This window comes from Stenotrophomonas sp. SMYL8 (assembly GCF_036320065.1).
GTDB classification, from domain to species: Bacteria; Pseudomonadota; Gammaproteobacteria; order Xanthomonadales; family Xanthomonadaceae; genus Stenotrophomonas; species Stenotrophomonas maltophilia_A.
Genome location: NZ_JAWIRR010000001.1, coordinates 323756 through 337932, shown reverse-complemented (window position 1 = coordinate 337932; position 14177 = coordinate 323756). Strand labels below are relative to the sequence as shown.

General features: G+C 66.5%; 8 protein-coding genes. 7 read left to right on the top strand and 1 reads right to left on the bottom strand.

What is annotated here, in order from left to right; genetic code table 11:
• Positions 1–181 precede the first annotated feature (181 nt).
• From V3B25_RS01685 to V3B25_RS01660, 6 genes are read left to right on the top strand one after another with little or no spacing between them, the layout of a single operon-like run.
• Positions 182–1786 (top strand): glucoamylase family protein, encoded by a 1605-nt coding sequence (locus V3B25_RS01685; RefSeq protein ID WP_049423996.1) that lies wholly within the window; start codon positions 182–184, stop codon positions 1784–1786.
• 4 nt (positions 1787–1790) lie between these two features.
• Positions 1791–3131, top strand: a complete 1341-nt coding sequence (locus tag V3B25_RS01680) for a sugar ABC transporter substrate-binding protein (protein ID WP_329809897.1) — start codon at positions 1791–1793, stop codon at positions 3129–3131.
• Complete coding sequence (locus tag V3B25_RS01675) at positions 3128–4009, top strand: sugar ABC transporter permease (protein ID WP_006378065.1); 882 nt, start codon at positions 3128–3130, stop codon at positions 4007–4009. The genes V3B25_RS01680 and V3B25_RS01675 overlap by 4 nt, the downstream gene beginning before the upstream one ends.
• Complete coding sequence (locus V3B25_RS01670; protein ID WP_006378064.1) at positions 4006–4842, top strand: carbohydrate ABC transporter permease; 837 nt, start codon at positions 4006–4008, stop codon at positions 4840–4842. Before V3B25_RS01675 ends, V3B25_RS01670 begins: the two co-directional genes overlap by 4 nt.
• A complete protein-coding gene (locus V3B25_RS01665) occupies positions 4839–8006 on the top strand; it encodes a discoidin domain-containing protein (protein ID WP_049424002.1) in 3168 nt (1055 codons plus the stop codon). The genes V3B25_RS01670 and V3B25_RS01665 overlap by 4 nt, the downstream gene beginning before the upstream one ends.
• A gap of 2 nt (positions 8007–8008) precedes the next feature.
• Positions 8009–8896, top strand: coding sequence for an endonuclease/exonuclease/phosphatase family protein (locus V3B25_RS01660; RefSeq protein ID WP_329809895.1), 888 nt, complete (start codon positions 8009–8011; stop codon positions 8894–8896).
• Positions 8897–9066: 170 nt separating this feature from the next.
• On the opposite strand, the gene V3B25_RS01655 is transcribed toward V3B25_RS01660, so the two are convergent.
• Positions 9067–12312 (bottom strand): Rne/Rng family ribonuclease, encoded by a 3246-nt coding sequence (locus V3B25_RS01655; RefSeq protein WP_329809894.1) that lies wholly within the window; start codon positions 12310–12312, stop codon positions 9067–9069.
• Positions 12313–12719: 407 nt separating this feature from the next.
• Here V3B25_RS01655 and V3B25_RS01650 point away from each other — a divergent pair, with 407 nt between their 5' ends.
• Positions 12720–13694: an RluA family pseudouridine synthase gene (locus V3B25_RS01650; protein WP_049401092.1), complete on the top strand. Its 975-nt coding sequence runs from the start codon at positions 12720–12722 to the stop codon at positions 13692–13694.
• Positions 13695–14177: the final 483 nt, after the last annotated feature.

The following is a 14177-nucleotide window of genomic DNA, read 5'->3' as shown; positions in this document are numbered from 1 at the left end:
ATGGCCGGCCCCGTGCCGGTCCATTGCCCATGCCGCTGCCGGCCAGGCGGCAGCGGCATGGGCAATGATCGCGGTGTCAAACCACGTTTTTCGTGGTTTTTTCAGAACGCATCTTGTAAACGATTTCAGATCATTGGACGGTATGCTTTCCCATCGATCAGACCACCGGAGAAATCGCGCCATGCAGGCACGCCATCTGTTGTCCGCCGCAGCGTTGAGCCTGGCCGTGGCCGCCTGCCAGCCGGCCCAGCAGGAACCTGCCAAGCCGCGGCCGCCGGTGATCCTGATCGAGGCCGACGCACCGCCGCGGCCGATGAAGCCGGTGCTGCCGCCGCTGTTCGATGACATCGAGCGCCGTACCTTCCAGTTCTTCTGGGATACCACCAACGAGATCAACGGCCTGACCCCGGACCGCTATCCGTCGCGGCCGTTCGCCAGCATCGCCTCGGTCGGCTTCGCGCTGACCGCCTATCCGATCGGCATCGAGAACGGCTGGGTCAGCCGCAACCAGGCGATCGACCGCACCCTGACCACGCTGAAGTTCTTCCGCGACGTGCCGATGGGGCCGCAGCGCACCGGCAAGGCCGGCTACAAGGGCTTCTACTACCACTTCCTGGACATGCAGGAAGGGCGTCGCTACGACAGCTGGGTTGAACTGTCCTCGGTGGATACCGCGCTGCTGATGATGGGCGTGCTGTTCGCGCAGTCGTACTACGACGGTGACGATCCGCGCGAGAAGGAGATCCGCCAGATCGCCGACACGTTGTACAAGAAGGTCGACTGGCCGTGGCTGCAGCAGCGTGCGCCGCTGATCTCGATGGGCTGGTTCCCGGAGAGCGGCTTCATCGACCACGACTGGATGGGCTACAACGAGGCGATGATGGTCTACATCCTCGCCCTGGGTTCGCCGACGCACCCGGTCAGCCCGGATGCGTGGACGGTGTGGACGCGCACCTACGACAACGACTGGGGCGTCTACCAGGGCCAGGAATACCTGTCGTTCGGCCCGCTGTTCGGCCACCAGTACAGCCATGTCTGGATCGACTTCCGCGACATCCAGGACGCGTACATGCGCGAGCGCGGCAGCACCTACTTCCTCAACAGCCGCTCGGCTGCCCTGGCCCAGCGCGAGTACGCCATCGCCAACCCGATGCAGTGGAAGGACTATGGCGAGAACGTATGGGGCCTGACCGCCAGCGACGGCCCGCAGAACACCACCCAGGAGTACCGCGGCGAGCAGCGCCAGTTCCGCCACTACTCCTCGCGCGGCGCCGGCCTGCGGGAGAACTTCGACGACGGCACCATCGCTCCCACCGCTGCGATCGCGTCGGTGGTGTTCGCCCCCGAGCAGGTGATCCCGGCCACGCTGGAGATGCACAAGCGCTTTGGCGACTACATCTATTCCAGCTACGGCTTCCTGGATTCGTTCAACCCCAGCTTCAACTACGACATCCCGATCAAGACCGGCCGCCTGGTGCCGGATCGCGGTTGGGTCGCCAGCGACTACATCGCCATCGACCAGGGCCCGATCCTGACCATGATCGCCAACTACCGGAATGATTTCGTGTGGGAAGTGATGAAGAAGAATCCGTACATCCGCAAGGGACTGGAGCGGGCCGGGTTCAGTGGTGGCTGGCTGGCACCGGAAGGTTCGTTCCAGCCGCTGGAACTGCAGAAAGACGAAAAGGCCGCGGCGGCACGCGCGGTGGGTATCGCCGAATCACGCGCGGCTGCCGCGCAGGAACAGAAGAACAATGCCAACCGCAATACAGGCCAGGGCAAGTAACCCGATGCCGAACTGGATCGACCGCCTGCGCCGCTGGGCGCTGCCTGCCCTGGCCGTGTTGGCCATGGCCGGCTGCGCCCGTACCGAACCGGGCACCACCACCGTGCGCTTCTGGGCGATGGGACGCGAGGCGGAGGTGGTCAGCGAGCTGATCCATGAATTCGAGGCCGAGAATCCGGGCATCAAGGTGGATGTGCAGAACATTCCGTGGACGGCCGCGCACGAGAAGCTGCTGACCGCGTTCGCCGCCGACGGCCTGCCGGACGTGTGCCAGCTGGGCAACACCTGGGTGCCGGAGTTCGCCGAACTGGACGCGCTGACGCCGCTGCAGCCGTTCGTGCAGCGCTCGGCCGTGGTCGACCCGAAGGACTATTTCCAGGGCATCTGGGATACCAATGTGATCCACGGCGAACTGGTAGGCGTGCCGTGGTATGTCGATACCCGCCTGATCTACTACCGCAAGGACCTGCTGGCCAAGGCCGGCTACGACCACCCGCCGCGCACCTGGCAGGAGTGGGACGAGCAGATGGCGGCGATCAAGCGCATGCAGGGCCCGAACCGCTATGCGGTGCTGATGCCGATCAACGAGTTCGAGCAGCAGCTTTCGCTGGCACTGCAGCAGCCTGATCCGTTGCTGCGCGACGACGACACCCGCGGCAATTTCGCCAGCCCGGGCTTCCGTCGCACGCTGACCTTCTACGCCAACATGTTCGAGCAGGGCTGGGCGCCGAAGATGTCCGAGACGCAGATTTCCAACGTCTGGGATGAGTTCTTCCGTGGCTTCAACGTGTTCTACATTTCCGGCCCCTGGAACATCCGCGAGTTCAAGAAGCTGCAGCCGAAGGAACTTGAAGGGCAGTGGGGTACGGCCGCGCTGCCGGGTCCGGACGGACCGGGCGCCGGCATCGCCGGAGGCACCAGCCTGGTGATCTTCCGCAAGTCGCAGCAGAAGGAAGCCTCCTGGAAGCTGATCGAGTTCCTGTCGCGCCCGCAGATCCAGGCGCGCTTCCATTCCATCATCGGTGACCTGCCGCCGCGTCGCAGCACCTGGTACGCCCCGTCGCTGGCCAACGATCCGCTGGCCGCTGCGTTCCGTGACCAGCTGGAGCGGGTCAAGCCGACGCCGAAGGTGCTTGAGTGGGAGCGCATCGTGCAGGAAATGCGCATCGTCACCGAGAAGGTAGTGCGTGGTGGCCTGGCGCAGGACAAGGCCGTGGAAGAGCTGGACCAGCGCGTGGACAAGGTGTTGGCCAAGCGCCGCTGGATGCATGAACAACAACGCCTGCAGCAGCGCGTGCCGTCGCCGCAATCGAGCAGTGCCGTGGCCGCCGGGAGCGCGCAATGAAACGTACCTCGCTTGCCGGCTGGATTTTCGCCGGTCCCTCGCTGATCGTGCTGGGCATGTTCTTCGGCCTGCCGGTCGCCTCGGCGCTGGCGCTGAGCGTGACCGATTTCGACCTGTATGCCTTGGCCGACAGCAGCAACCTGCGCTTCGTCGGCCTCGGCAACTACATCGATCTGCTGCAGACGCCGATGTTCTGGAAGTCGCTGTGGAACACCACCTACTTCGTGTTGATCGGCGTGCCGTTGTCGATCGGCGTGTCGCTGGGCGCAGCGATGCTGCTGAATGCACCTGCCGCGCGTTTCAAGGCGCTGTTCCGCACCGCGCTGTTCGCGCCGGTGGTGACCACACTGGTGGCAGTGGCGGTGATCTGGCGCTACCTGTTCCATACCAGCTACGGCCTGGTGAACTACGGCCTGGGCCACCTGGGCATCAGCCCGATCGACTGGCTGGGTGATCCCAACTGGGCGATGCCGACCATCATGCTGTTCGCAGTGTGGAAGAACTTCGGCTACAACATGGTGATCTTCCTGGCCGGCCTGCAGGCCATCCCGCATGACCTGTACGAGGCCGCCCGCATCGACGGTGCCTCGCGCTGGAAGCAGTTCCTGCACATCACCCTGCCGATGCTCGGCCCGGTGCTGCTGGTGGTCGGCGTGATCACCGTGTCCGGCTACTTCCAGCTGTTCGCCGAACCGTATGTGATGACCCGCGGCGACCCACTGCAGAGCACCGTCAGCGTGCTGTATTTCATGTTTGAGGAAGGCTTCAAGTGGTGGAACCTGGGACGCGCCTCCGCGGTGGCGTTCCTGCTGTTCCTGATCATCCTGGCGGTGACCACCGTGATGCTGCGTTTCGGCCGCAAGAGGCAGTTGGTATGAGTCGTGAAATCGGCCAGTCGCGCTGGTACCCGTGGTTGATCAATGGTGCGTTGCTGGTGCTGGCCCTGGTCAGCCTGGCACCGCTGCTGTGGATGCTCTCGGTTTCGTTCATGCCACAGGGCGAGGCGACCCATTTCCCGCCGCCGCTGCTGCCGTCCAGCATCACCACGCGCAACTACCATGAGTTGTTCGCGCGCACCGGCATGGGCGGCAACTTCGCCAACAGCCTGCTGGTGTCGGTCGGCATCACCCTGGGTTCGCTGCTGCTCAACACCATGGCTGGCTACGCCTTCGCCAAGCTGAACTTCGTCGGCCGCGAGCGCCTGTTCCAGGTGCTGATGGCGGCGCTGGTGATCCCGGCGCAGGTGGCGATGCTGCCGCTGTTCCTGCTGATGAAGCAGCTCGGTCTGGTCAACAGCTTCGGCGGCGTGATCGTGCCGGCGCTGGCCAGCGTGTTCGGCATCTTCCTGGTGCGGCAGTACGCGCGTTCCATTCCGGACGAACTGCTGGAAGCGGCCCGCATCGACGGGGCAGGGGAGCTGCGGATCTTCTTCCAGATCGTGCTGCCGATGCTCAAGCCGGTGCTGGTGACCCTGGCGATCTTCACCTTCATGGGCGCATGGAACGATTTCATGTGGCCGTTGATCGTGTTGACCGACCAGGAGCACTACACTTTGCCGGTGGCGCTGGCCACCCTCTCGCGCGAGCACATCATGGACGTGGAAATGATGATGGCCGGCGCGGTGGTCACCGTGGTCCCGGTGCTGGCGCTGTTCCTGGTGCTGCAGCGGTACTACATCCAAGGTCTGTTGCTGGGGAGCGTCAAAGGATGAAGCGAGCGATCGCCGTTGGACTGGGCCTGTTGTGGACCTCCCTGGCGATCGCCGCACCACCGGCGCTGCCGGCACCGAAGGTGCTGGACGACTTCGACGACATCGCAGCCTGGAAGCTGGTGCTGTCCGACCAGGTCAGCGGTTCGCTGCGGCCGGTCAGCGGCGCCGGTGGTGGCCGCGCGCTGTGCCTGGACTATGACTTCCACGATGTCTCCGGTTACGTCGGCATCCGCCGCGCGCTGAACATCGAATACCCGGTCAATTACCGTTTCGGTTTCCAGCTGCGCGGTGATTCACCGGGCAACGACCTGCAGTTCAAGCTGATCGATGCCAGCGGCGACAACGTCTGGTGGGTCAATCGTCCCGGCTACAGTTTCCCCAAGGCGTGGATGCCGGTCGAGTATCGCCGTCGCCAGATCGACAAGGCGTGGGGGCCGTCGCCCGAGAAAGAGATGGCACGCAGCGCTGCGGTCGAGTTCACGATCTACAGCAAGGTCGGCGGCCGCGGGACCGTGTGCTTCGACAAGCTGACCCTGCAGGGATTGCCGCCGCAGGATGATTCGGCGCTGGTGCCGTCGGTGATCGCTGATACCGCCACCGCGCTGCAGGACCGCATGATCGACGGCAAGAGCGATACGTTCTGGATCAGTGGCGGGGTCAAGCAGCAGACCATCAGCCTGGATCTGCACAAGAGCCGCGAGATCGGCGGTGCGGTGATCGACTGGCTGCCGAACCTGGAGGCGCGCCGCTACACCGTGCGGACTTCGGAGGATGGCCGTGACTGGCGTACCGTGCGTGAAGTCACCAGTGGTGCCGGTGGCCGCGACTGGCTGGCCCTGCCGGACACCGATGCGCGTTACGTGCGCTTCGATCTGCAGGATGGCCCGAACTGGCGCTACGGCATCCGTGACATCGCGCTCAAGCCGCTGGCCTTCGCGGCCACGCCGAACGCATTCCTGTCCTCGGTGGCCGCTGACCTGCCGCGCGGCTCGCTGCCGCGCGCCTATGTGGGCGAGCAGCCCTACTGGACGCTTTTGGGTCTTGATGGCGGCCAGGAACAGGCGTTGATCAGCGAGGATGGCGCACTGGAGCCGGCCAAGGGCAGCTTCAGCATCGAACCGTTCATCCGCCTCGACGGCAAGCTGCTGGACTGGTCCAAGGTGGCCATCACGCAGTCGCTGCAGGATCACTACCTGCCGATCGCGAATGTCGACTGGGTGCATGAGAAGGTCGGCCTGGCGGTGACCAGCTTCGTGCAGGGCACGCCGGAGCGCGCGCAGCTGATCGGCCGTTACCGGCTGAGCAATCCGGACAAGGTCGCACACGAGTACACGCTGGCACTGGCGATCCGACCGTGGCAGGTCAACCCACCCACCCAGTTCCTCAACACCGTCGGTGGCTTCAGCCGCATCGATGCACTGGACGTGGGCGAGCAGCTGGTGCGGGTCAATGGTGAGCCGCGTATCTACCCGCTGCAGGTGCCGGATGCGCGCTTTGCCAGTACGTTCGACGGCAAGCTCGATGCGATGCATCTGGAAAGCGGCACGTACCCGGCGACCACGGCGGTGAAGGACAGCACCGGCATGGCGTCGGGTGCGCTGATGTACACGATCAAGCTCGAGCCCGGGCAGAGCCGTGAAGTGGCGGTGGTGCTGCCACAGACCGGTGGCTGGGCGCCGCAGGCGCTGGACGTGGCCAAGGCGCAGGCGCAGGTGGCCGAGCAGTGGCGGAAGAAGCTGGGCGTGGTCTCGCTGCAGGTGCCGGCTGCGGGCCAGGCGCTGGTCGATACCCTGCGCACCGCGGTCGCGCACATGCTGATCTCGCGCGTCGGCCCACGCCTGCAGCCGGGCACGCGTTCGTATGCGCGCAGCTGGATCCGCGATGGCGCGATGATCTCCGAGGGCCTGCTGCGCATGGGCCGCAGTGATGCGGTGCGCGACTACATCAACTGGTATGCGCCGTATCAGTTCGAGAACGGCAAGGTGCCGTGCTGCGTCGACGCACGTGGTAGCGACCCGGTGCCGGAGAACGACAGCCATGGCGAGTTGATCTACAGCATCGCCGAGTACGGGCGCTACACCGGCGACAGCACTTTCACCGAGCTGATGTGGCCGCACGTGCAGGGCGCCTACGGCTACATGGAGCAGCTGCGCGCCAGCGAGCGCACCGAGGAGAACCGGGCACGCAACCCGGCCTTCTACGGCATGATGCCGGCCTCGATCAGCCACGAAGGCTATTCGGCCAAGCCGATGCACTCGTACTGGGACAACTTCTGGGCACTGCGCGGCTACAAGGACGCGGCCCTGCTGGCGACCCAGCTGGGCAAGGTCGAGGCGATGCAGATCACCGAGTCGCGCGACCAGTTCCGGGATGATCTGCAGGCCTCGCTGCTGTCGGCGATGCAGCAGCACAACATCGACTACCTGCCGGGCTCGGCCGAGCTGGGTGACTTCGACGCGACGTCGACGACCATCGCACTGGCCCCGGGCGGCGAACAGGGCAGGTTGCCGCAGCAGGCGCTGGAGGCGACCTTCGAACGCTACTGGAACGAGTTCGTTGCCCGTCGCGACGGCAAGCGCGAGTGGAAGGACTACACCCCGTACGAGTGGCGCAACGTGGCCGCGTTCGTGCGCCTGGGCTGGCGCGATCGCGCCTGGCAGGCCACCGAGTTCTTCTTCAAAGACCGCGCACCGCAGGCCTGGAACCAGTGGGCCGAAGTGGTTTCGCGCACGCCGCGCAGGCCGTTCTTCGTCGGTGACCTGCCGCATGCCTGGGTGGCCTCGGACTTCGTGCGCTCGGCCCTGGACATGTTCGCCTACAACCGCGACATGGACGAGTCACTGGTGCTGGCCGCCGGCGTACCGACCGCGTGGCTGCAGGGCGAGGGCATCGCTGTGCAAGGCCTGCGCACGCCGCAGGGCCAGCTCAACTACCGCCTGCAGCGCAGCGACAAGCAGCTGGTGCTGGAGGTGCAGCCGGGCCTGGTGCCACCGGTGGGAGGCGTGGTGCTGCCGTGGCCATACGCCGGTGATCCGGGCGAGGCGAGCATCAACGGCGAAGCAGCCGAGTGGTTCAACAAGGAACTGCACGTGCACCAGCTGCCGGCGCGGGTCGAGATCGATGTACCGAGCGCGGTGCGCCGCGCCGAACGCAAGGGGCAGTAACGATGAAGCAACAGGGGGCAGGGGTGCGCACGTCGGTGCGTGCCCTGGGGCTGGCAATTGCATTGGCAGTGCCGGGCGCGGTGATGGCGGCCGGGCCGGCTGCCGCGAACGCGGCGCCCGACGTTGCCAGCGCAGCGGGTATGAGCATGGTCACCTTCAACCTGCATCATGACCGCGAAGACTGGCCGAGCCGGCGCCGCACCATCCTGGCCGAGCTCAAGCGCCTGCAGCCGGATGCGGTTGCCCTGCAGGAGGTGATCCAGCGCCGCAACGTGCGAAACCAGGCGCAATGGCTGGCCAGCCAACTCGGCTACAAGTACGTGTTCGTGTCCACCGATCCGGTCGGGGCACCCAAGCGCTACGGCAATGCACTGCTGACCCGGCGGCCGATCCTCGCCCAGGGGGATCATCTGCTGCTGCCGTTGGACGACTACCGCACCGTGGCTCACCTGCGCATCGACGTCGACGGTACGCCGGTGAACGTCTACGCCACGCATCTGAACGAGCGCAGCGATGAGAGTGGGCAGCGCATCCGTCGCACCCAGGTCGAGGACCTGCTGCGCTTCATCACCACGGCGTCGGCCGGTGCGCCGGTGGTGATCGCGGGCGACTTCAATGCGCTGGTGGATGCCGGCGACCTGAGCGAGCTGCGCAGCCACTACGGCGACAGCTACGGTAGCGTGCACGTCAACACCGACCTGGCCGGGGTCAGTACGCTCAATCGTCATTACTACCAGGCGCCTTCGCGGATCGACCACATCTTCTTCCAGCAGGACGAGATGGTCGCGCGCGAGGCGAAGCTGCTGTTCGACCAGCCCGACGACAGCGGTCGCTGGGCATCCGATCACTACGGCGTGTGGACCCGGTTGCAGTTCGCACCTGCGCGCTGATGTCCTGGTAGCTGCCAACCTTGGTTGGTACGGGTGTGTCCAGGTCCGCTCCAACAACGGCGCCAACCGAGGTCGGCCTCTACCAGAGCGCTTCACGCGCCTGAAGCACAAACAAAAACGGCGGGGATCATTGATCCCCGCCGTTTCGCTTTCACGCGATCAAAGCGCGATCAGTTCGCCGGCGGCGTGCGCTTGGCGGCCTCTTCGTCTTCTTCGTCGGCCTTGGCTTCTGCAGCCTGGGCTGCAGCGTCAGCATGGCCATCGGCGACCGGGTCGATCGACGGCGTCACCACCGCTTCGGCGACCGGGGCAGCGGCTTCGATCGGCGCGGCTTCCACCGCCACCGGAACGACCGGCTCGACGACCGGCTTGGCATCAACCACCGGCGCGGCCTCAACGGCCACCGGCTTGGCTTCGACTACCGGAGCGGCTTCAACGATCTCTGGCTTGGCTTCAACCACCGGCGCAGCCTCGACCGCCGCCGGCTTCGCTTCGATCACCGGAGCGGCTTCAACCACCGGGGCGGCTTCAACCGCGACCGGCTTGGCTTCGGTCGCCGGCGCAATGGCTTCGATTGCCGGCGCGGCAGCGGTCACCGGCTGGGCCGGGGTCGCAGCGTCGATGGCATCGAGCATGCTGGTCTGCACCGGCGAGGACACCGCCTCAGCCTTGGCAGCGGCTTCCACCGGGGCCTGCGTTTCGGCCACGGCCGGCGCGGCGGCTTCGACTACGGCGCTGCTCACCACGGCAACCGGTGCGGCGGCAACGGCGGCGGCAGCACGGACCGGCTTCGCGGCGTCGGCAGCGGCCGGCTCGGCTTCGTCATCGAAGTCGAACTCCGGCTGCGAACGGGCCGGCTGCGCAGCAGCGACCGGCGCAGTGCCGGCAGTGCTGTCGACGTTCGGCTCGGCGTCATCACCGTCGTCACCATCGTCCTGGTCATCGCCCAGGGCGTCGCTGCCGGCGGCGTTCTCGGCGCCACCGCGACGACGACGACGGCCACCACGACGGCCACGACGACGGCGGGTCGCGCCTTCGCCTGCCTGCTCGCCATTGGCGTCGGTTGCAGCCTCTTCACCGGCAACCACAACCACCTCGGCCTCGCTGGCAGTGTTGGCAGCAGTCTCGGCCGGTGCTGCGGTGTCCACCGGAGCGGCGGCCACCGGCGCAACCGGGGCGATCGGCGCGGTGGCTTCCTGCGCGGTCACCACATTGGCGGCGACGGCGGTGGCGGCCACGGCTGCAGCCGTGGTCACGGCTTCGGCCGGTGCTTCGGCGGCGTTGCGCTGCGGCTTCTCGGCCGGCTTGTCACCGTCCTGCTGCGGGCGCGGCTGCTTCGGCTGCTTCAGCTTCGGCTGCTGCGGGTTCTGGCCCTGCTGCTCGTTGCGCGGCTTGTTCTGCTGCTGCGGCTGCTGCTGGCCATCCTTCTGCTGCGGCTCCTTCTGCTTGCCCTGCTGCGGCTGCTGCTGGGCATTGCCGTTGTTACCGTTGCGGCCGTCCTTGCTGCGCTGCTCACCGCGTTCCTTGCGGTTGCCGCCGTCCTTCTGCTGCTGCGCGTTGCCGTTGCCGCCGTTGCCACGGTTGTCGTCGCGACGGTCCTTGCGGTCCTTGTTGCGATCCTTGTTGCGGTCCTTGCGACCGCCGTCCTGCTGCTGGCGGGCGACCGGAGCCGCCGGTGCCGGTGCCGGCGCCGGTTCGCCACCGAACACGCGCTTGAGCCAACCGATCACGCCGCCGCTCGGGGCCGCTGCAACCGGCGCTGCCACGACCGGGGCCGGTGCCGCTGCGGCCGGCTCCACTTCCTCGCGCACCGGGGCGGGGGAGGTGTGCTTGACCTGGGTCACCGCCGGCGGCGGGATGTTCAGCTGACCCTTGGTCAGCGCGTGCACCGGCAGCTTGCGCGGGGTGCCGCGCTGGTAGCTGGGCTTGTTGCTCTCTTCACCCAGCTCGTTCTCACGCAGGCGGGTGACGGTGTAGTGCGGGGTGTGCAGCTGCTCGTCGGCGACGATCACGATCGGCGCCTCGTGGCGCTGCTCGATCTCACGCAGGGCGCTGCGCTTTTCGTTCAGCAGGTAATTGGCGATCTCCACCGGGGCCTGCACCAGCACCTGCCCGGTGTTCTCCTTCATCGCATGCTCTTCGGCGACGCGGATGATCGACAGCGACAGCGACTCGACGCTGCGCATGCGGCCGTGGCCGTCGCAACGCGGGCAGACGATCTGGCTCGACTCGCCCAGGCTCGGGCGCAGGCGCTGGCGGCTCATTTCCAGCAGGCCGAAGCGCGAGATGCGGCCGACCTGCACGCGCGCACGGTCGTACTTCAGCGCGTTGGCGAGGCGGTTCTCGACTTCGCGCTGGTGCTTGTTGGAGGCCATGTCGATGAAGTCGATCACCACCAGGCCGCCCAGGTCACGCAGGCGCAGCTGGCGGGCCACTTCCTCGGCCGCTTCCAGGTTGGTCTGGAAGGCGGTGTCCTCGATGTCGCTGCCCTTGGTGGCGCGCGAGGAGTTCACGTCGACGGCGGTCAGCGCTTCGGTCTGGTCGACCACGATCGAGCCGCCTGACGGCAGGCGCACGTTGCGCTCGTAGGCACCTTCGATCTGCGATTCGATCTGGAAGCGGTTGAACAGTGGGATGTCGTCCTTGTAATGCTTGAGCTTGCGCAGGGTCTGCGGCATCACCTGCTGCATGAACTCGCGGGCGTGCTCGTACATCTCCTCGGTGTCCACCAGGATCTCGCCGATGTCGGCGCGCAGGTAGTCACGCAGGGCGCGCACGATCAGGCGCGATTCCTGGTAGATCAGGAACGGGGCCGGCTTGCTCAATGCGGCTTCGGCGATGGCGCGCCAGACGTTGAGCAGGTAGTCCAGATCCCACTGCAGCTCTTCCGCATCGCGGCCGACGCCGGCGGTACGGATGATCACGCCCATGTCGTCGGGGATGTTCAGCTTGTCCAGGGCGTCCTTCAGGGCGGCCCGGTCTTCGCCCTCGATGCGACGGGAGACACCGCCGGCGCTGGGCGAGTTCGGCATCAGCACCATGTAGCGGCCGGCCAGCGAGATGAACGTGGTCAGGGCGGCGCCCTTGTTGCCACGCTCTTCCTTGTCGACCTGGACAACGATCTCCTGGCCTTCCTTCAGCAGTTCGCGGATGCCGGCCTTGTTGTGGTCGACACCGGCCTGGAAGTAATCGCGGGAGATTTCCTTCAGCGGCAGGAAGCCATGGCGGCCGCCACCGTATTCAACGAAGGCCGCTTCCAGCGAGGGCTCGATGCGGAAGATCCGGCCCTTGTAGATGTTGGATTTCTTCTGTTCCTTCGACGGCTGCTCGATGTCGATGTCATACAACGACTGGCCATCCACGATGGCAACACGCAGCTCTTCAGCCTGCGTGGCGTTGATCAGCATTCGCTTCATTGTTGCGTTCCTCGCAAGCGGCTACCGCGCGGAACGCCATGGGGTTTCGCCTCTGGACACGGTTCGCCGCCCATTCGCGCAAGCGCGGGGAGGGCGGCTTGGGTTTCCAGCGCTACGACACCACGGCAGGCCGCGGGAGCGCTTCACTCTTATGGGTTTTGGGGTGTTACAGGCCGCAGGCAGCTGTCAGCCAGGCTGGAGCGCCACGCGGGACATGTTCAGCACGGTTGCGTGTCAGGCATCCGGCGATGGCCGGGAAGGCCGGTGAGCCGCTAACATGGCCGCCCCGCGGGCGGTGGTCGCGCACTGTGCCGGATTCGTCGGAAGCTGGGCTTCTGGCCCTGAGTAACTTCCAACGAAATCAATCCCTTATATCGCCCCCCGAGTGTAACAGAATAAACAGCCTGATGACTGCCCAAGACCCCACCAAGCCCGCTGGCGACAAGCCTTCCGTGCGCATGATCACCGTTCCCGCCGACCGTGCCGGCCAGCGTCTGGACAACTTCCTGCTCGGCCAGCTGAAGGGTGCCCCGCGCAGCCTAGTCTACAAGCTGGTGCGCAGCGGCCAGGTACGGGTGAATGGTGGCCGCGCCAAGGCCGAACGCAAGCTCGAGGCGGGTGATGAGGTGCGTGTGCCGCCGGTCCGTCTCACCGAAGAGGGAGACAAGGCCGGTCCGCCGGAGGCGTTCATGCGCCGCCTGGAGCAGGCCATCGTCTTCGAGGATGCCCGCCTGCTGGCCCTGAACAAGCCCACCGGCGTGGCCAGCCACGGCGGCAGCGGCATCAGTTTCGGTGCCATCGAGACCCTGCGCGCCCTGCGCCCAGGCCAGACCCTCGAGCTGGTCCACCGGTTGGATCGCGACACCTCGGGCCTGCTGATCGTGGCCAAGAAGCGCTCCGCGCTGAGCGAACTGCAGGCGCTGCTGCGTGAAGATCACGGCGCCGGCATCCGCAAGCGCTACCTGACCCTGCTGGCCGGGCGCATGCCCGACGGCGTGATGACGGTCGATGCGCCGCTGCACGTGGGCTTGCGCCAGGGCGGCGAGCGCCATGTGCAGGTCAATGCGATCGGCAAGGAATCGATCAGCCACTTCCGTGTGCTGGAGCGTCGCGGTGGTCATTCCTACTGCGAAGTCCGCATCGAGACCGGCCGTACCCACCAGATCCGCGTGCATGCCCAGCATCTGGGGCATCCGGTGGCCGGAGACGACAAATACGGCGATCCTGCGGTCAACAAGCGGCTTCGTGAGCAGATCGGGCTGAAGCGTCTGTTCCTGCACGCGGCCTCGCTGGAGTTCGCGCTGGATGACGGCAAGAGCCCGTACGTGCTGAACGCGCCGCTAGCCGATGAGCTGGTCGAGGCACTGGACCGGCTGCGCTGACGGCGGTTCGGCGGCGCCGGGTGCTTGGTCGGCGCCGTCGCTTCCCTGCGATGAGTGGGCTTGTCACTTTCTTTGCTCGTGCAAAGAAAGTAACCAAAGAAACACGCCGCCATCCGCGAGCCGGCGCTGCGCGCCGGTGCCCTGCGCTCCTCGGTCCGCCGAGGGGCGGCGCGGAACTCGCTGCGCTCAGACACCCGCGCCTCTTCACCCTCGCCGGACCTGCGGTGCTCGGCTAGCTACAAGGCGGACCAGACAGCCGCAGCGTAGACCCATACCCGCACGTAGCCTTTGTAGAGTCGAGCGACGCTCGACTCGCGCGCGCAGCGCGGGCTTCGCTTTCTTATTCTTTCATCGCGTGGCTGGCACGCACAGAAAAATGACGGGGCACGGGCGGGGGGGGGGGGGGGGGGGGGGGGGGGGCGGGGGGGGGGGGGGGGGGCGCCGGGGGGGGGGGGGGGGGCGGCGGGGGCAGAGGCCGCCCCC